The sequence below is a fragment of the Sulfitobacter sp. TCYB15 genome (genome assembly GCF_040435955.1).
Taxonomy (GTDB): Bacteria; Pseudomonadota; Alphaproteobacteria; order Rhodobacterales; family Rhodobacteraceae; genus Sulfitobacter; species Sulfitobacter pontiacus.
On the sequence record NZ_CP159193.1, the window covers coordinates 1,115,735 to 1,132,847 of the forward strand.

Below are 17,113 nucleotides of genomic sequence, written 5' to 3' on the forward strand. Positions count from 1 at the left end.
ATATGGGGAATTTAGGATGATTGACGCGATAGACCGGAAAATCCTGCATCACGTGCAGCGCGACAATCTGCTCACCAGCGCGCGCCTTTCCGAACTGGTCGGGCTGTCGCAAACCTCGGTCCAGCGGCGCCTTGCGCGGTTGCGTGCGACCAAGGCGATCGAGGCCGATATCGCCGTCGTCTCGCCCGAGGCCGTGGGCCGTCCGCTTACCATGCTGATCGCGGTGGAATTGGCGCGGGAACGGTCCGATATCATCGACCGTTTCAAGCGGGCGGTGCGGGAGCGGGCAGAAGTGATGAGCGCCTACTACGTGACCGGAGAGACCGACTTTATGCTGATCGTCAGCGCCAAGGACATGCAGGATTACGAGGCGTTCACCCGCGATTTTTTCTACAACAACCCCGATATCAAAGGGTTCAAAACCACCGTGGTGATGGACCGGATCAAGGCGTCATTCACCTTGCCGGTCTGATCACCACAATGGGTTGATGAGCTAGGCGCTTTCCGCCTGCTTTTGCGACCATTCGGGTAGCGGAAAAAGCGTGTCGTAGATCAGGTTAAACACGTAGGAATAAACGAGGTAGAATGCCGCCAGTGCGATATCCAGCACGAAGGCATCCCACAGGCTGATCCCCAGATACCACGCGATGAAGGGCAGCAGAACCATCAGCAGCCCCGCTTCGAACGCCAGCGCGTGCAGCACCCGGACGATGCGCGATTTCAGGGTGGTTCCAGTCAGCCGTTGCAAGGCCAAGTCAAAAAGTACGTTATAGCCAAGGTTCCAAAGCGTCGCGAGCGTGGCGCTGACAATGCCCACGACACCAAAGTCATGTAGGGGCACGTTAAACAGGATCGCGCCTGCGGGGATCACAAGGATCAGCGCGATAACTTCAAAACTGATGGCGTGGCGAAGACGGTCAAATGCAGAGCGCATGTTATACCTCATTGAAGGGCCGGGTCGTCCCGACAGTTTTCCATTCAGGGGAGGTCGTCCTCACACTGCCATAGGTGGCAAAACCGCGCGCGTTTTTCAAGAGCAATCGGGCCGCCGCCCCTTTACCGAACAGTCCCGCGGGTTATCCGGCACTCTGGCGTTCTATCGATACAAATCGATTTGCTTGAATATTCATCATTGAGTAAAATACGGCGGATACATGGGCCCACTGCTGGAGTAAGGGCACCGTAAGAGTATGATACGAGTGGGGTGCAAGTAATGGGCGATCGTACCACTGGGGCGGCGCAGACGCGGCTGTCGACAGGGACGTCTGGTTTGGATGATGTGCTGTGTGGCGGGTTGACCCCGCATCGGCTGTATCTTGTCGAGGGGACGCCGGGGTCCGGCAAAACAACGCTTGCGTTGAAGTTCCTGATGAATGGTCGCGAAAATGGTGAACGCGGTCTTTATATCACGCTTTCCGAAACGGTTGATGAGCTCACGGCTGTCGCACAGTCCCATTCCTGGACGCTAGACGATATTGATCTGTACGAGCTGGTCGCGGAAGATGAGTACAGCTCTGATCGGGAGCAATCCTTGCTGCACCCAAGCGAAGTCGAACTCGGGGAAACCGTGCGTGGTATCATCAATCTGGTGGAAGAGAATAATCCGACCCGTGTCGCTCTCGACAGCCTGTCAGAGCTGCGCTTGCTGGCGCAGAACCCGCTACGCTACCGTCGGCAAATTCTGGCGCTAAAGCATTTCTTTGCGCGGCGTAATTGCACGGTCTTGATGCTGGACGACCGCACGGCTGAACCGGGGGATCTACAGCTTCACTCCATCGCGCATGGCGTCGTCTCGCTTGAACAATTGGCCAATGATTTCGGGTCGGAACGGCGCCGGTTGCGTGTGATCAAGATGCGCGGCCTGAAGTATCACGGCGGCTATCACGATTTTACCATCGAAAAGGGTGGGTTGTGCGTCTACCCGCGCCTGATCGCGGCGGATCATGCGCGCGATTTTTCGGCTGATGCGGTGACAACGGGGCTGGACGAACTCGACGCTTTGCTGGGCGGGGGGCTTGTGCCCGGCACCAACGCGCTGCTGGCCGGTCCTGCTGGCGCGGGCAAGACAACGACGGCGGTGCGCTGCATGCTGGCCGCGCTGAACCGAGGCGAGAAAGCCGCGTATTTCCTGTTCGACGAGCGGCTGTCGACGTTGCTTACCCGCTCGCGGGCGCTTGGCATGGATGTGCAGCCGTTCATCGACAACGGGCAGTTGGAAATCCGGCAGATCGATCCGGCGGAACTGTCGCCCGGTGAATTCGCCAGCGCGGTGCGCACGACGGTCGAAAAGGACGGGGTAAGCGTTGTCGCGATCGACAGCCTCAACGCCTATTTGCACGCCATGCCAAGTGACAATTTCCTTGTGCTACAGATGCATGAACTGCTCAGCTATCTCGCGCAGCAGGGCGTGGTGTCGCTGATGATCCTTGGGCAACATGGTGTCACAGGGGAACTGCGGACCGACATCGATATCAGCTATCTTGCGGATACCGTCATGATGCTGCGGTTTTTCGAGGCCGAAGGCGAAGTGCGCAAATCCATCGCGGTGATCAAGACCCGTACGTCTGACCATGAACGCAGCATCCGTGAGTTCAAGATCGACGCGACTGGTATCGTGATCGGCGAACCTATCCGCAGTTTCTCGGGCGTGTTGTCGGGGACGCCGGTGTTCACGCAGCGCACAGACGCGCTTTTGCAGCTCGATCCTCAAACCAGCGACGGTACAAAGTGACACCACAAATGGCATCGTCATCCGAACCAGAGACCCCGGATGATGCGCTTTTGGTCTCTGTCGGTATTCTCGCGCCACGCGGACGGGATGCGGCTGTCGCCGGGCAGTTGCTCGACCAGCATGATATTGCATCGACATCCGTCGCCTCCCTTGGGGAACTTGCGGGCCTCGTCGGGCGGCAAATCGGCGCGATTCTGGTGACCGAAGAGGCGCTGGCAGGCGTCGGGGTCGATACCTTGCAAGAGGCGTTGGCCGCGCAGCCCCCTTGGTCGGATGTCCCGTTTATCGTGCTGGCCAATGGCACGTCCTCCAGCCGCAGCAACGACGCAGCGGCAAGGATTGACCAGCTGAGCAACGCGGTGCTCTTGTCGCGCCCGTTGCACGCAGAGGAGCTGGTACGGTCGGTGCGCTCCGCGCTCAAGGCGCGGCGGCGGCAGCATGAGGCGCGCAAACATCTGGAGCAACTTGAACTGCGGGAACGCCAGCTGTTCGAGAGTGAGGCAAAGTTCCACGCGATTGCGAATTCGGTCGATCAGATGATCTGGTCCACTTTGCCGGACGGGTTTCACGATTATTACAACGACCGCTGGTATGAATTCACCGGTGTGCCCGAAGGATCGACCGACGGCGAGGGCTGGAACGGCATGTTCCATCCCGACGATCAGGAGAAAGCCTGGGCGCGTTGGGGTCACAGTCTTGAGACGGGCGAGCACTATGAAATCGAATATCGCCTGCGGCACCGCACGGGGCAGTATCGGTGGGTGCTGGGACGTGCCCAGCCTGTGCGCGACGAGGCCGGACGGATCACGCGCTGGTATGGCACCTGCACGGATATACACGAGATCAAGGTCGCCGAAGAACAGCGGCAGTTGATGCTGGGCGAGATGAACCATCGGGTGAAAAATACCCTTGCGATGGTCAATGTCATGGTGTCGCAGACGCTGCGTCAGTCCGAAAACCTGAAGGATGCACAGGTCGCTATCCAGTCGCGTATCGGCATGATGGCGCAGGCGCATGACCGTTTGATCAAGGCCGCATGGGCACAGACCCGTATCCTCGAGGTGATCGAGGCCGCGTTGGCCCCTCATCGGACGGGTGAGGGACGGTTCGCGATAGAGGGGCCGGATGTGCCGATCGGGTCCAAACAGGCGTTGGCCTTGACGATGGCGCTGCACGAACTGTCGACCAACGCCACGAAATACGGCGCTTTGTCCGGTGACGGGGACGACGGCAAGATTGCGGTGCGGTGGAAGGTCGCTCGGGCAAGCGATGGCGCAGAGGTGTTTCACCTTAGCTGGACCGAAAGCGGCGGCCCATTGGTGACACCGCCAAGCCGCAAAGGCTTTGGCAGCCGGATGATAGAACAAGCGCTTGCCGGATATTTTAACGGATCGGCGGAACTAAATTACGCGCCAGAGGGTTTGAGCTTTATGCTACAAGCTCCACTGGCAGGTTTGACGATCTAAGAATGGTGCTCTGCAAGCCCATTGATCAATAATGAAAGCTGTCCAAACGTGGATTATCAGAACCTACCCGCCGTGCTGATCGTAGAAGATGAACCGCTGATCCGTATGGGGGCCGTCGATATGATCGAAGAGGCCGGCTTTAAGACCTATGAAGCCGGATCAGCCGACGAAGCCATCGAAGTGATGCAGACGCATTCTGATATTGGCATACTATTCACCGATATTGATATGCCCGGCACCATGAACGGGCTCAAACTGGCGGCCTATGTGCGCACAACCTGGCCTCCGGTGGTGATCATGATCGCGTCGGGCGTGATCGAACTTGACGAAGCGGATGTGCCAAGCGGGGCTGCCTTTGTGCCCAAGCCCTATGCCACGAACCATGTAACCAAGATGTTGCACGAAGCCACAGGGCAGGTGGGGGCCTGACCACGCGGTCAGGTGCGTCTGGCGGCACGAATTGCCCAGATCAAAACTGGTAGAATGCGGCAGCTGCGCTAGCTCAGTCACAACCCCGACATGTCACGTGATATCGTGACGGCGGAATGGAGAGTGATTTGAGCAAACTACGATACCTCGCGGGTCTGATGGCCACCCTTCTGATTTTTGCGGCACCGCTTTGGGCGCAGGAGGAAGAGGAAGCCTGCGATACCGCCCGCTGGTATTGCGTCGAGGCATTGAACAGCGGTCTGCCCGCGGTCACGCCGGAAATCGACCGCGAAACACCCCGTGCAACGATGGAAAGCCTTGTGCGGGCCGTGCGCCGCGATGATTGGGTCGGTGCCGCGCATCTGCTTGACCTGTCCGATATCCAGCAGGATCGCCAGCAGGACGTGGGGACATCGCTGATCCGACAGCTTGAAACCGTGATCAGCCGGAAAACTGTGATCAACTGGGACAACCTGCTGGACCGGCCCGACGCGCTGGATGCGGCATCCACCTCTGACAAGGCGATGGCGGGCACGCCGCGCAAATCGCTGTTGCTCTGGACGCTTGATATGGACGACTACCCCGCGTCAATCCGCCTAAACCGGATCAAGCCCGAAGGGGGCGACCCTGTCTGGGTGTTCTCGCGGCATACGGTGCAGAATATTCCGCGGCTCTACACCCGCTACGGGCCCGGTCGGCTTGAAACCATGCTGCCCGATGTGCTGACAGAAAACACGGTCGTTGACCTTGCGCTGTGGGAACTCATCGGCCTGCCGGTGCTGATCGCGCTGGCGATTTACGTGGCGCGACTGGTCTGGTTGCTGACAGGGTGGATCGCGGAGCGTGTGCCGTCGCAGCTGGCGCGGCAGATATTCCGATCGGTGCGCGGGCCCGCCTGCGTGGGCGTGTCGACCCTGTTCGTCATGGTGGTCGAGGCCAAGATTTTCTCTTTCTCGGCAGAGCTTACGACGGTGCTGGTCCCGACCGCATGGCTGGGGTTGATCGGGGCGGGGCTGTGGTTTGTGGTCAATTGCGTCGAGGTTATCCTGGATCACCTGACGCAGGTCGAGGAAACCGATCTGACCCTCAAGGAAGAGGTGCACAAACGTACCACCGCAACGCGCATCTCGGCGGCGCGTCGGGTTTTTGTTGTGGCTGTCGTGCTGGTCGGCGGCGGTATATTCCTGTCGCAGACCAATGTGTTTCAGAACCTCGGGCTGACATTGCTGGGGACGGCTGGGGCGGTCACCCTTGTCTTGGGCTTCGCCGCGCGCAGCATTTTAAGCAATATCATGTCGTCCTTGCAGATCGCCTTGAACGGGTCAGCCAAGATCGGTGACCGTATCGTGTTCAACGACGCGCTATGCCACGTGGAGCGGATCCATTTCACCTATGTGCAGCTGCGCGACTGGGATGGCACGCGGCTGGTCGTGCCGGTGACCGAATTCGTCTCTACCCCGTTCAAGAACTGGACCATGCAGGAGCCAGAAATGTTGCGCATCGTTAAGATCAAACTGTCTCACACCGCAGATGTGGATGCGCTGCGCGACGCTTTCGACAAGGTGATCGACGAGCTGGACGAGAAATACGTGGGCAATCGGGATGATGTATGCGTGCGGGTCGCGGGGCAGGACGTACTGGGCAAGGACGTCTGGTTCCTCGTGCCCTGTGCCGATCCCAACACCTCGTGGGAGGCCGCCTGCGACGCGCGTGAAGGCATCATGGCAGAGATCCACAAGCTCGCCGAGAAAGAGGGGGTCGATTACTTCCCCCAAGCGACCGCGGCAGAAGCGAGCTGACGCCGCGGCACGGTTTTTCGAGGTACGCAGACATGAGAAAAGCCCCGCTGATCCAGCGGGGCTTTTGTACATTGGTTGGGGGCTACGCCCCAACTGTCGCAGACTCAGGCTGCGGCTTTATTCACGCCACCTGTGGCGATGTCAGTCATGCGGCGGTCACCGTCATAGGTCTGATCCAGACATTCCTGCAGGATGGCACCATCTTCGTCTTTGCCCAGACGGTTGGCAAAGGCGACAAGGCAGCCGTATCCGGCCAGCGCGTAATGCACCATGCGCTGATACTGTGTGATGATCATGGCGTCGCGTACGTCGTCGTCGCCGAAGTCTTCTTCCAGCGCGTGGGCCTTCGCCTCGGCCACAAGCCCTTCCATCCCTTTGCAGTGTTCACCCGTGGGCGAAATACCGTGGGCGTTGCAAATCTCGGCAATCTTTTCCATGCCGTCGCTGATGCCGTTCGATCCGGCGATCAGGGCTTCGGAAAGCTCTTTATCCTTGGCGGCACGGCCTAGGGCGACCACCACATCCAGCGACTGTTTGTTCGCGCTGTACAGGTCTTGGAGTTGGTCATGGTACACGTCTTTAAGGCTGTTCATCGGCATATCGATCTCCTTTGCGATGTGATTTGTATTCCCTGACCAACGCGGCGACGCGCCAATGCGTTCCACGCTGTCTGCGTGCTCGGCGGCTTCGCGCGAGCCTTTATATGCACCCTAAAATCACACCTGTTTCGACCCAAGTTTTATTGACCCCAAGGTCGGAAGCGGGGAACGAAATTCAACTCTGACGGTTGGGTCTTCAATAACAGGAACGTGACAAAAAAGGAGAAATTGAATGCATGGAATTTTCTACCTCATCGGCCTGATCGTGGTCGTTCTCGCCGTTCTCAACCTCATCGCCTAACAAAAGGAGCGCATCATGACTGATACAAAAAATAGCAATCCTGCCGGCGCGCAGGACCTGAATGAAAAAGTAAAAGCCACCGCCGCCTCCGCTACGGATGAAGCCAAAGCGCGGGCGAAAGACGTGGCCGACACCGTTGCCTCCGATGCTGCACGCTATGCAGACGAAGCCAAAGGTGCCGCCGCGAGCGAAGTCAAAGGCGTGGCCAGCGCATTGCGCACCGCCGCCGACGAACTGCGCAGCGGGTCGCCACAAGAACGCACCTTTAGCCAGCTTGCAGACGGGCTTGCGGATGCTTCTGACTCCATGCGCGACAAGGATCTGGGCGAGATGGTCGGCGCGGTATCTGACTTTGCCAAACGCAACCCCTTCGTCTTTCTGGGCGGTGCTGCCTTGGTCGGCTTTGCCGCGACACGGTTTGCCAAAGCGTCGAACACTGGCGCACGCGGCGAACGCTACGCCTACGAGGGGCGCGAGATGGAACGCCCCGTACCGGCAGAGCGCGCGCATAACCTTGATACAGGTGATGTCGCCAGCCCCGCCGTAAACACCACACCGAAAGGGAGCACAGTATGACCACCGATCCCAATAAATCCACCGGCAGCCTGCTGAGCGATGCGCTGACACACGTCAGTTCGCTGGTCCGCAGCGAGGTCGATCTGGCCCGTGCCGAAGTAAACGAAAATCTGAAATCTGCGGGTGCGGCCATCGGTCTGATCGTCGGCGCTGTCGTTGTTGCCCTGACCGCATTGAACGTGCTGTCCGCGGCATTGGTTGCAGCCCTCACCGAAGCAGGCATTCCTGCGGGGTGGTCGGCCCTGATCGTCGGCGTTGCCTTTGCACTGATCGCCTATGTGATGGTCAACAAAGGGACCAATGCGCTCAAGCTCAGCAGCTTGGCACCGACCCGCACTACCAAAAACGTAAAACGTGACGCGCAAGCCGTGAAGGAGGTTTACGATGACAAGTAATAACCGCAGCCCCGAAGAAATCGAACGCGAGATCGAGCGCGAGCGCGCCGGACTGACCAGCACGCTGGATGATCTGCAAGACAAGTTCTCGGTCGAAACCATTGCCCGCCAATTCTCGGATCAGTTCCGCGAGCACGGGGGCGACATCGGCCGCTCTGTCACCGATGCGGTAAAGCGCAATCCGATTGCGCTGGCGCTGACCGGTGTTGGCCTCGCGTGGTTGATGGCCGGCGACAAGATGCCAGGTCGCGACCGCTATGTTTCGCGCGATGATCGCGATTATCGCGACACCCGCGGGCATGCAAACTATTACGGTGTCCGGCACGACGGCCACGACCTTCCGGTCAGCGCAGAACAGCATGGCGTTGTTCCAGTGGGCCAGCGTCGCGATCTGGGGCCACAGCCCGGCGATCCGTCCAAGCCCTATTACTCGGGCGATGTTGCGCGGACGGGTGATGTGCCAACTTGGGCGCTTACAGAAGATGACGATCAGCCCGGTATCGCACAGCGTGCAGGCGACGCGGCATCGCGCGCCGGTGACCGTGTCTCGGGCGCGGCGTCCAGCGTAGCGGGGTCCGCCCAAAACGCAGGCTCGGCCGTGGCAGACAAAGCCAAGGGTGCAGCAGGTGCGGTGTCTGACGCTGGTCATTCCGTCGCATCGGGTGCCCGCGACTTTGCATCCTCCGCCTCCGAGCGCGCAGCGCAGTTGCGCCGCCGTCTGGCCGAGGGCACCGAAGACCTGTCAGAGCAAGCCCGCGAGCGCGTCATAGCCGCGCGTGAAAGCGCCGTTCGTGCCCGTGCGACAGCCGCCTCCTATGGCCGCGAGGGTCGGGATCGTGCCGTTGATATGTATGAAGAGCAGCCGCTGATCGCCGGTGCGCTTGCGCTCGCCGTTGGGGCCGCCATCGGGGCCGCACTGCCCCGCAGCCGGACAGAGGACCGCTATATGGGGCAGCACAGCGACCAGTTGATGGCCGACGCTGAACGTATCTTCGCCGAAGAAAAGGCAAAGCTCGGCAAGGTTGCTCAGGCGGCCTCTGACGAGGCGAAGAAGGTGTTGCGCGAAACCAAGGAAGACGCGGACGCCGCGGCCCCGGGTGATACAGCGGCAGACGCGATTGTCGAGAAGGCCAAAGCCTCCGGCCAACGTGTTGTCGACGCTGCCGAAGCCGAGGCTGATAAACAGGGTGTCGGAGACGTCAAGAAGTCCTGAGTATCTGCAGATGACTGACAAAAGCCCGCGCTTCATCGCGCGGGCTTTTTTTGTGCCTTGTTGCTGGCGAACGGGGCGGAGGTTACCACGACCGCCCCACGGATCGGGATTGGTCGATGCGCTACCTGCGTGCCGGATATCTTGCCGAGAAATGGCCAAACACAGACAAAAGCCCACAAAAAACCGGCGCAAGCTTTCGCCGCGCCGGATGCTTTGTTTGCGGATGCAGCCGGTTACATCTCTGGCAGGCCCGACAGGATCTTGTCCATCGTCGCGGGCAGGTCACGCACCCGCACACCGCAGGCGTCGTAGATCGCATTGATGATGGATGCGCCTGCGCCGCAGATGCCCAGCTCTCCGATGCCTTTGGCCTGCATGGGGTTCGCCCAAGGGTCACGTTCCTGCACGAAGTTCACGGTCAGCTGTGGCACATCAAGGTTTACCGGCACGTGGTATTCAGCCAGATCGTTGTTCACCAGATGGCCGTCGCGTTTGTCGAACATCAGTTCTTCGGTCAGCGCCATGCCGATGCCAAAGGTCATGCCGCCCAGACATTGCGAGCGCGCTGTCTTTGCGTTCAGGATACGACCGGCGGCGAAGCTGCCGTGCATCCGGCGCACGCGCGTCTCGCCGGTGACGCTGTTCACACCGACCTCGGCAAAGAAGGCACCGAAGGTAGCCTGGCGACGGTCGGTCTGGGTGTCACCCTTCTTGATCGTGCCCTTGACCGTAAGCGGGCCATCCTTGGTGAATTCCGGCAGATCGGCGCGACGGTTGTTGGCGGTGGCGACACCATCTTGCAGGGTCAGGTCGCGTTCCTCTACGCCCATAGCCTCGGCGATCTTTTTGCGCAGGGATTCGCAGGCGACAAAAACCGACCCGCCCGAGGATGCGGCACCCCAGCTGCCACCGGATCCGGCGGCTTTGGGCAGGCTGCTGTCGCCCAAACGCACGGTCACACGGTCCGAAGGAACGCCCAGCATCTCGCCCGCAATCTGGGTGAGGATCGCATAGGTGCCCGTGCCGATGTCGGTCATGTCGGTTTCAACCAGCAGGCTACCGTCCTGGTTCAGCGTCACGCGGGCGTGGCTTTCGCCCAGCATATTGACGCGAGTGGCAGAGGCCATGCCGTAGCCGATCAGCCATTCACCGTCTGTCTTGCCTACCTCGCGGCTGTCCCAGCCAAAGGTCTTGGCCCCATCATCCAACGCCTCGGCCAATTTGTGGGACGAGAATGCGCGCCCGTCTGACGGGTCGACATCCGGAATGTTGCGTTTGCGCAGTTCGACAGGGTCGATGCCACTTGCGACCGCCAGTTCGTCCATCGCGATTTCAAGCGCGGTGATCCCGACCGCTTCCCCCGGCGCGCGGACAGAGCCTGCACACATGCGGTTGATCCGCTTGATGTGCATCCCGATCTCGCGGTTCTCACCACGGTAAAGGAATGGCGTGGCCTGGGCTACCGGCTCTGCAAAGCTTTCGTCCATCAGTTGTGACACGGTGGAATCGTGCCCGATGCCGGTCATGCGCCCGTCGGCATCCGCGGCGAGCTTGATGTGCTGCACGGTCTCGGATCGACGCATTGTCGCTTCTAGCACCTGCTGGCGCGTCAATACGACAGCCACCGGCGCCCCCAGCTCGCGCGCGGCGAGCGCCGCGGCCACGGCCTCGTGGCTGATCCCCAGTTTGGAACCGAAGCCCCCCCCCACGAACGGGGCCAGAATATGGACATTCTCTGGGTCGATCCCAAGGGCGTCGGCCAGTTCATTCACATTGTATTTGAGCATCTGGTACGACCCGCGCAGGGTCAGCTTGTCGCCGTCCCATTGCGCGATTGCGGCGTGGGGTTCCATCGCCGACGAACTATGCCCGCCGGTGCGATAGGTTTCGTCCACGGTATAGGCAGCCTGCGACAGGGCGGCGTCCAGATCACCTTGGGAGGATTGTTTTTCCTTCGGTGTCTCGATCTCTGCCGTTTCCAGGTCGGTGACCGCATCGTCGGGCGTGATCTGAAGCTCGACCATATGGGCCGCGTGGCGGGCCTGCTCGAACGTATCGGCGACCACCAAACCCACGGGCTGACCGACATAGGAAATCTTGCCGTCCGGCTGCACCGGTGCTTCGTTCGCGGTGCCTTGGGCGGGATTACGCAGGAAGGTCTTGCCGTGGAACACACCGCGCACCCCATCCAGCTTGCGGATCGCCTCGGCGTTCAGGCCGGTGACCTGACCGCCCGCGACAGGGGCGCGCACCAAAACGCCGGTCAACATGCCCGTGGGCTGATCCTCATGTGCATAGGTGGCCCGGCCTGATACTTTCAGCGGGCCGTCAGGACGGTCCATGCCAGTGTGGATCAACCCCTGAACCGTGGCATCCAGCCGGTTGCGGTCATCGGGTTCATCCATCGTCAGTTCGGCGGTCGAAATATTGCTACCGTCGGTCATTGCTGTACCCCCGTGAGTTCCTTGAGCGTGGCGATAAGCGTGCGTCGGGCCAGCGGCACCTTGAACGCATTGCCTTCTTTCGGTGCGGCCTCCGCGACCAGAATATCGGCGGCTTTGCCAAACACCTCGCGCGCGGGTTCTTGCCCGATCAACGCGTCCTCGACCGCCGGATCGCGCCATGGCATTGAACCGATACCGCCGCAGGCAATTGCGGCTTGGGTGATCTTGCCATCCGTCACCTTGATCCGCGCCGCGACCGATACCATCGCAAAGGCGTAGGACGCGCGGTCACGTACCTTGCGGTAGGTCTGGCGACCCTCGGCGGGGGCGGGGAGGATCACGGCGGTGATCAACTCGCCGGGTTGCAAGACGGTTTCGACGGCGGGGTCGGTGGGGATCAGATAGAAGTCGGACAGCGGCACTGTACGGGTCACACCATCGGCGGCCTCTATCTCGACCTCGGCCCCTAACATCTGCATGGCCACCGCCATATCGCTGGGGTGGCTGGCGATACATTTGTCGGTCACACCAAGGATCGCGTGCAGACGGTTCGCCCCCTCCATCGCACTACAGCCGGAGCCGGGGTCGCGTTTGTTACAGGGCTGATCGGTGTCGTAGAAATAGTAGCAGCGGGTGCGTTGCAGCAGGTTGCCCCCCGTGGTCGCCTTGTTGCGCAGCTGACCGGACGCGCCCGCCAGCAGGGCGGCGGAGAGTGCGGCATAATCCGACCGTACGGTCATATCCGCCGCCAGATCAGAGTTGGTGACCAAGGCTCCGATGCGCAGCCCGCCCTCGCGGGTTGGGGTGATCTGTTTGAGATCCAAACGCGAGATATCGACCAGCCGGTCGGGAGTCATCACCTCTAGCTTCATAAGGTCCAGCAGATTGGTGCCCCCGGCGATGATCGTGGCATCTGGGGTGCCGGTGACATCGATATTGGCGCCGGCGCGGATGTAATCGAACTGTTTCATGACTGCCCCTTCGCCGTTTCGCGGATCGCATCGACAATGTTGGGGTAGGCGGCACAGCGACAGATATTGCCGGACATCCGCTCTGATATCTCGTCGTCGGTCAGCTCGGGCGAGGCTGTCAGACTGCCGGATACGTTAGAGGGCCAGCCGGCTTTGAACTCTTCGAGCATGGCGGTGGCTGAGCAGATCTGACCCGGCGTGCAATAGCCGCACTGGAAACCGTCGTGTTTGACAAAGTTCTGCTGCATGTCGGACAGGTTGCGTTCGTCGCCCAGACCCTCGATCGTGGTGATCTCATCGCCGTCGTGCATACAGGCGAGCGTCAGGCAGGAATTGATGCGGCGGCCGTTGACCATGACGGTGCAAGCACCGCATTGGCCGTGATCGCAGCCCTTTTTGGTGCCGGTGAGGTTCAGGTGATTGCGCAGCGCATCCAGCAGCGACGTGCGGGTGTCGGCGTCAAGACTATGGTCTTCGCCGTTAACGGTCAGTGTCGTCTTCATGAGGAGGGGGCCCTTTGTCTTGTGACATCTATGAAGAAGAACCCCCGCCAGCGGGTCAGGGTTCCGCTATGGGAAGGTTGCTTTCGTCGTTTGGAGCTAGGGCGGCCTCTGCCACGTCGTCGCGGGCGCGGCCCAGTAGCCAATCGCGGACATGGGCGGCACCGCTTGGGGAGCCTTGCCGAGGGGACAAAAGGTAAAACCCGCTACCACCGCTCAATGCGCCTTCGATAGGTTGCACCAGCCGTTTCGCACGTAGATCACGCTGGACAAGAAACCGGTTGGCAAGGGCGATCCCCTGACCGGCAAGCGCCGCATCAAGGCTAAGCGTCGTCTGGTTGAACCGCAGACCGCGCGCCGTCGGCACATCGCGCCCAAACACCGTTTTGATGAACTGCGGCCAAAGATCGTGCGTGTCATGCAGCAGTGTCGCCTCTGCGATACCTGCCGCGTCCATCGGCGTGTTCAGCGCTTCTGCCAAATGGGGGGCGCAGACGGCGACGATCTGCTGCTCGAACAGCAGATCAGCGCGCAGGCTCGCCCCGAATGGCGGATTGCCCTGCCGCACGGCAAGGTCGATCCCATCCGCGTGAAAGCTGGACACTCTTTCGGTCGCGGTGATGCGCAGATCAATGCCGGGGTGGGCTTGGGTAAACGCTGCCAGTCGGGGGATGAGCCATTTCGACGCAAAGGTGGGGGTGACACTGATCGTGACGTGGGACGGGGCCGTGCGCAGCGCATCTGTTGCATCGGCCATTTGATCGAAGGCGCGGGAAATCGCGATGTGATAGGCGTGCCCTTCTTCGGTAAAGGCCAACCCGCGCGGCTCTCTGAGGAAGAGACGCAGGTTCAGATGGTCTTCTAGCCCGCGCACCTGTTGGGCCACGGCACCTTGGGTCACGCCCAATTCATCAGCTGCGGCGCGAAAGGTAAGATGGCGGCCCGCCGCTGCAAAGGCGCGCAGCCCGTTCAGAGGGGGGAGGTCGTTCGAGGTCGGCACAGTAGAAATCCTATCGTCATGCAGCAGTATGTCTGGCTGGTCGAAGCGTTGCAAAGCGCTTACCTGCGGTGAAGCAGACGCGCTAGCGCTGTCTAACACATAAAGGAGGCAAACGTCATGAGTGTAGAAAAAGTATCGTTAATCACAGCGGGCGGCAGCGGCATGGGGGCAGGGGCTGCCAAAAAGCTTGCCGCCGATGGGTTCAAGGTCGCGATCCTGTCGTCCTCTGGCAAAGGCGAAGCACTGGCCAAAGAGCTTGGCGGCTTCGGTGTCACCGGCACCAACCAGTCGGTTGATGATCTGGCGCAATTGGTCGATGGTGCTATGGAACGATGGGGGCGCGTGGATGTGCTGGTGAACTCGGCCGGTCACGGACCCAAGGGCGACATCTTGGAGATGACGGATGACGACTGGCATCAGGGCATGGACGTGTACCTGATGAACGTGATCCGACCCACGCGACTGGTGACCCCGATCATGGCAGCACAGGGCGGCGGCGCGATCATCAACATCTCTACCTTCGCGGCGTTCGAGCCCGACCCTCTGTTCCCCACATCAGGGATTTTCCGCGCGGGGCTTGCAGGGTTCGCCAAGCTTTACGCCGATCAATACGCAGACAAGAACATCCGCATGAACAACGTCTTGCCGGGGTTCATCGACAGCCTGCCCGAAACAGACGACCGCCGCGCGCGCATCCCCATGGGCCGGTATGGCACCGAGGCAGAGGTCTCCTCCCTCATCGGGTGGTTGGCGTCCGACCAAGGCGGCTATGTCACCGGTCAGAACTGGCGCATCGACGGAGGGCTGACCCGTGCCGTCTGATCTGATTGCCTTGCGCAGCAGCACCCGACTTGCGTTCTGGATCAAATGGGCCGCATCGATCGTGCAGATCCTCGGCTACGCCGCAACGGGATTCGGCTGGACGCCATGGAACCTCTATCTGTTCATCGTCGGCGTCATCGGTTGGTTCATCGTAGGCACCCTGTGGAATGACAGGGCTATCATGCTGATCCACCTTGTCGCACTGGGGTCGATGATGGTTGGCATGGCCAGCCAATAGCGCGTTTGGCATCGCCCCTGCTGGCCGCATCGCCACCTGAGTATGTGAGGCCGTTGGGGCCATGCCAGCTACACAGACTTCAGAACCCTCCCCAAGGGTTCTTTATGCTGCCGCTCGGCCACCTTGGGTGGCTGGGCACGGCAGCGAATTCGAGGGGGGGCGGGTGCCCCTGATCTCTTTCGGGTGGTTTACCGCGACCAATGCCTATCTCCGGCAGCTCTCATCACCTCTGTCTCCAGTCGAGAACGAGGATTAGCCTGCTTGGGTATCGATCACGCTGGGGCGGAAACGGGGGCAATAATACCACCACCGGATGGGACGGGTGCTTACGCTATTCATCTAAAGTGAAGTGGCTGGGATGGTAGGATTTTCTGCCATAATATCAGTACCTTGATAACATTTGAAAGTTTGTCCGGTTTGTCTTCTTAAGAATAGGTTTGAGTCGAATATGTGTCGCAGTCAAGCGTGTTGGAGATGGCCGGAGACTTCGATCCAGAGCGGATTTGGCAGTAATAAAGTCAAAAGCTTTAAGCTCACGCAAAGTTTGGTGCGCAAATCCATCTGAAAGAATGGCTCTGCGCACCTTCGTATGGTTTTAATCGGGCTCAATCACGTGTGTCGGTGGCATGACCGATAACAACATTGGGTGTCGTGGTGAAACTTTACGACCATTTACTAATGAATGATCGCGCGAGCTCGTTCACCTCTTCAGGGTGCGACGCGCTCAGGAAATGCTGGCCACCTTCGACGACTGTTAGTTTAGCGTCTTCGGACTTGGTAAACTTAGATACTCCAAGTTCAGCGTTCTTAACTGAATAGACTTGGTCCGCTGTTCCGTGCGCCCAAGCAACCGGACATCTGACATAATCGAGGCGACCATAGAGGCCATCCCGGTCGCGAAGATTAATCGCACACATTCTCAATCGCTTGCGACCATCATCACCAGCGTAGTTTTCTTTCAGGGTCTTGTGCCAAAAGGCTCGCTCATCGTCCGAGACGTCAGGTCCGAAACCTGCAGCCAACAACGCGTCGCAAAACTCGTCTGCAGGCGCCCAGCTCTCATCGACCGGATCGGCAAGTGCATCAACAAGGGGGCTGTTGAATTCAGAACCATTCCAGCAGCCCAAAGATTGGCTCTGCTGGCTTTCATAGTCCATTGAAGTGCCTAAAGGTATTATACCTTTTATCTTTTCTGGTGCCAGCATGGCCATGCGTGCGGCGACCCACCCACCTTGTGACGTACCTAACACGAATGCTGACGAAATGTTCAACTTATCCATTGCTTGTAAGTTAGCAATGGCGGAATCCCAGTAGGTAAACTGTTCGGAACGCGTTCGAGTTTTACCGTGCCCATACAATTCAAATGACACCAGATTTGCCGTTTTAGATAACGCTTTATCTGAAAACTGGGGTCTATAGAGCTGACTTGATGTCGCAAACGAATTCACCATTACCAATGTCGGACGGGAGGGATCGAAGTCCTCCCCAAAGCAATAGCCTATCTCTGACCCTCCGAGATGTGCGATGCTTACCGTTTCAACGTTTTTCATACTTTCCTCCACAGATTATACGCAAATGCATGAAGGCCGGTTTAGAACCCGCATGCTTTGCTGAGGATACGCATAGAAG

17 protein-coding genes are annotated in these 17,113 nt (G+C 59.7%); 10 read left to right on the top strand and 7 right to left on the bottom strand.

Annotation, left to right across the window (positions count from 1 at the left end):
- Positions 1-16 precede the first annotated feature (16 nt).
- Entirely contained in the window at positions 17-472 is a 456-nt protein-coding gene (locus tag ABM428_RS05365) for an Lrp/AsnC family transcriptional regulator (RefSeq protein ID WP_005852003.1), read from the top strand.
- 21 nt (positions 473-493) lie between these two features.
- On the opposite strand, the gene ABM428_RS05370 is transcribed toward ABM428_RS05365, so the two are convergent.
- Positions 494-934, bottom strand: coding sequence for a PACE efflux transporter (locus ABM428_RS05370; protein WP_005852005.1), 441 nt, complete (start codon positions 932-934; stop codon positions 494-496).
- 279 nt (positions 935-1,213) lie between these two features.
- Here ABM428_RS05370 and ABM428_RS05375 point away from each other — a divergent pair, with 279 nt between their 5' ends.
- The 4 genes from ABM428_RS05375 to ABM428_RS05390 all read left to right on the top strand — a co-directional run bounded on the left by ABM428_RS05375 (position 1,214) and on the right by ABM428_RS05390 (position 6,425).
- A complete protein-coding gene (locus ABM428_RS05375; RefSeq protein WP_132997009.1) occupies positions 1,214-2,731 on the top strand; it encodes an ATPase domain-containing protein in 1,518 nt (505 codons plus the stop codon).
- A gap of 8 nt (positions 2,732-2,739) precedes the next feature.
- Positions 2,740-4,197, top strand: coding sequence for a sensor histidine kinase (locus ABM428_RS05380; RefSeq protein WP_260005005.1), 1,458 nt, complete (start codon positions 2,740-2,742; stop codon positions 4,195-4,197).
- Positions 4,198-4,245: 48 nt separating this feature from the next.
- Entirely contained in the window at positions 4,246-4,626 is a 381-nt protein-coding gene (locus tag ABM428_RS05385; RefSeq protein WP_037954204.1) for a response regulator, read from the top strand.
- A 128-nt stretch (positions 4,627-4,754) separates the two neighbouring features.
- The gene (locus ABM428_RS05390) at positions 4,755-6,425 is read left to right on the top strand and encodes a mechanosensitive ion channel domain-containing protein (protein ID WP_340243049.1); all 1,671 of its coding nucleotides are present in this window, start codon (positions 4,755-4,757) and stop codon (positions 6,423-6,425) included.
- Between the two features lie 104 nt (positions 6,426-6,529).
- Here the strand turns inward: ABM428_RS05390 and ABM428_RS05395 are convergent, their stop codons facing one another.
- The gene (locus tag ABM428_RS05395) at positions 6,530-7,024 is read right to left on the bottom strand and encodes a ferritin-like domain-containing protein (RefSeq protein WP_005852015.1); all 495 of its coding nucleotides are present in this window, start codon (positions 7,022-7,024) and stop codon (positions 6,530-6,532) included.
- A gap of 316 nt (positions 7,025-7,340) precedes the next feature.
- Between ABM428_RS05395 and ABM428_RS05400 the strand changes: the two genes are divergently transcribed.
- From ABM428_RS05400 to ABM428_RS05410, 3 genes are read left to right on the top strand one after another with little or no spacing between them, the layout of a single operon-like run.
- Complete coding sequence (locus ABM428_RS05400; RefSeq protein ID WP_132997005.1) at positions 7,341-7,901, top strand: hypothetical protein; 561 nt, start codon at positions 7,341-7,343, stop codon at positions 7,899-7,901.
- Positions 7,898-8,296, top strand: a complete 399-nt coding sequence (locus ABM428_RS05405) for a phage holin family protein (RefSeq protein ID WP_005852019.1) — start codon at positions 7,898-7,900, stop codon at positions 8,294-8,296. Before ABM428_RS05400 ends, ABM428_RS05405 begins: the two co-directional genes overlap by 4 nt.
- Entirely contained in the window at positions 8,286-9,509 is a 1,224-nt protein-coding gene (locus ABM428_RS05410) for a DUF3618 domain-containing protein (RefSeq protein WP_132997004.1), read from the top strand. The genes ABM428_RS05405 and ABM428_RS05410 overlap by 11 nt, the downstream gene beginning before the upstream one ends.
- 233 nt (positions 9,510-9,742) lie before the next feature.
- Here ABM428_RS05410 and ABM428_RS05415 read toward each other — a convergent pair whose 3' ends face one another.
- The 4 genes from ABM428_RS05415 to ABM428_RS05430 are packed head-to-tail and all read right to left on the bottom strand — an operon-like array spanning position 9,743 to position 14,424.
- Positions 9,743-11,953: a xanthine dehydrogenase family protein molybdopterin-binding subunit gene (locus ABM428_RS05415; RefSeq protein ID WP_132997003.1), complete on the bottom strand. Its 2,211-nt coding sequence runs from the start codon at positions 11,951-11,953 to the stop codon at positions 9,743-9,745.
- On the bottom strand, positions 11,950-12,924 hold the full coding sequence (locus ABM428_RS05420; RefSeq protein ID WP_353628244.1) for a xanthine dehydrogenase family protein subunit M: 975 nt from the start codon (positions 12,922-12,924) through the stop codon (positions 11,950-11,952). The genes ABM428_RS05415 and ABM428_RS05420 overlap by 4 nt, the downstream gene beginning before the upstream one ends.
- A complete protein-coding gene (locus ABM428_RS05425; protein WP_005852029.1) occupies positions 12,921-13,427 on the bottom strand; it encodes a 2Fe-2S iron-sulfur cluster-binding protein in 507 nt (168 codons plus the stop codon). Before ABM428_RS05425 ends, ABM428_RS05420 begins: the two co-directional genes overlap by 4 nt.
- A gap of 55 nt (positions 13,428-13,482) precedes the next feature.
- A complete protein-coding gene (locus ABM428_RS05430; RefSeq protein ID WP_353628336.1) occupies positions 13,483-14,424 on the bottom strand; it encodes a LysR substrate-binding domain-containing protein in 942 nt (313 codons plus the stop codon).
- A 117-nt stretch (positions 14,425-14,541) separates the two neighbouring features.
- On the opposite strand from ABM428_RS05430, the gene ABM428_RS05435 reads away from it, so the two are divergent.
- The gene (locus tag ABM428_RS05435; protein ID WP_353628245.1) at positions 14,542-15,246 is read left to right on the top strand and encodes an SDR family oxidoreductase; all 705 of its coding nucleotides are present in this window, start codon (positions 14,542-14,544) and stop codon (positions 15,244-15,246) included.
- The gene (locus ABM428_RS05440) at positions 15,236-15,484 is read left to right on the top strand and encodes a DUF6552 family protein (protein WP_009826291.1); all 249 of its coding nucleotides are present in this window, start codon (positions 15,236-15,238) and stop codon (positions 15,482-15,484) included. The genes ABM428_RS05435 and ABM428_RS05440 overlap by 11 nt, the downstream gene beginning before the upstream one ends.
- A gap of 662 nt (positions 15,485-16,146) precedes the next feature.
- Here the strand turns inward: ABM428_RS05440 and ABM428_RS05445 are convergent.
- Positions 16,147-17,034 carry an alpha/beta fold hydrolase gene (locus tag ABM428_RS05445; protein ID WP_340271162.1) on the bottom strand — a complete coding sequence of 296 codons (888 nt, stop codon included), beginning with the start codon at positions 17,032-17,034 and terminating at the stop codon, positions 16,147-16,149.
- Positions 17,035-17,113 lie beyond the last annotated feature (79 nt).

Coding starts and splice junctions, on each gene's coding strand:
- ABM428_RS05370 (WP_005852005.1), bottom strand. CDS start 934: ATGCGCTCTGCATTTGACCGTCTTCGCCACGCCATCAGTTTTGAAGTT.
- ABM428_RS05415 (WP_132997003.1), bottom strand. CDS start 11,953: ATGACCGACGGTAGCAATATTTCGACCGCCGAACTGACGATGGATGAA.
- ABM428_RS05410 (WP_132997004.1), top strand. CDS start 8,286: ATGACAAGTAATAACCGCAGCCCCGAAGAAATCGAACGCGAGATCGAG.
- ABM428_RS05435 (WP_353628245.1), top strand. CDS start 14,542: ATGAGTGTAGAAAAAGTATCGTTAATCACAGCGGGCGGCAGCGGCATG.
- ABM428_RS05425 (WP_005852029.1), bottom strand. CDS start 13,427: ATGAAGACGACACTGACCGTTAACGGCGAAGACCATAGTCTTGACGCC.
- ABM428_RS05445 (WP_340271162.1), bottom strand. CDS start 17,034: ATGAAAAACGTTGAAACGGTAAGCATCGCACATCTCGGAGGGTCAGAG.
- ABM428_RS05420 (WP_353628244.1), bottom strand. CDS start 12,924: ATGAAACAGTTCGATTACATCCGCGCCGGCGCCAATATCGATGTCACC.
- ABM428_RS05405 (WP_005852019.1), top strand. CDS start 7,898: ATGACCACCGATCCCAATAAATCCACCGGCAGCCTGCTGAGCGATGCG.
- ABM428_RS05365 (WP_005852003.1), top strand. CDS start 17: ATGATTGACGCGATAGACCGGAAAATCCTGCATCACGTGCAGCGCGAC.
- ABM428_RS05380 (WP_260005005.1), top strand. CDS start 2,740: ATGGCATCGTCATCCGAACCAGAGACCCCGGATGATGCGCTTTTGGTC.
- ABM428_RS05375 (WP_132997009.1), top strand. CDS start 1,214: ATGGGCGATCGTACCACTGGGGCGGCGCAGACGCGGCTGTCGACAGGG.
- ABM428_RS05395 (WP_005852015.1), bottom strand. CDS start 7,024: ATGCCGATGAACAGCCTTAAAGACGTGTACCATGACCAACTCCAAGAC.
- ABM428_RS05400 (WP_132997005.1), top strand. CDS start 7,341: ATGACTGATACAAAAAATAGCAATCCTGCCGGCGCGCAGGACCTGAAT.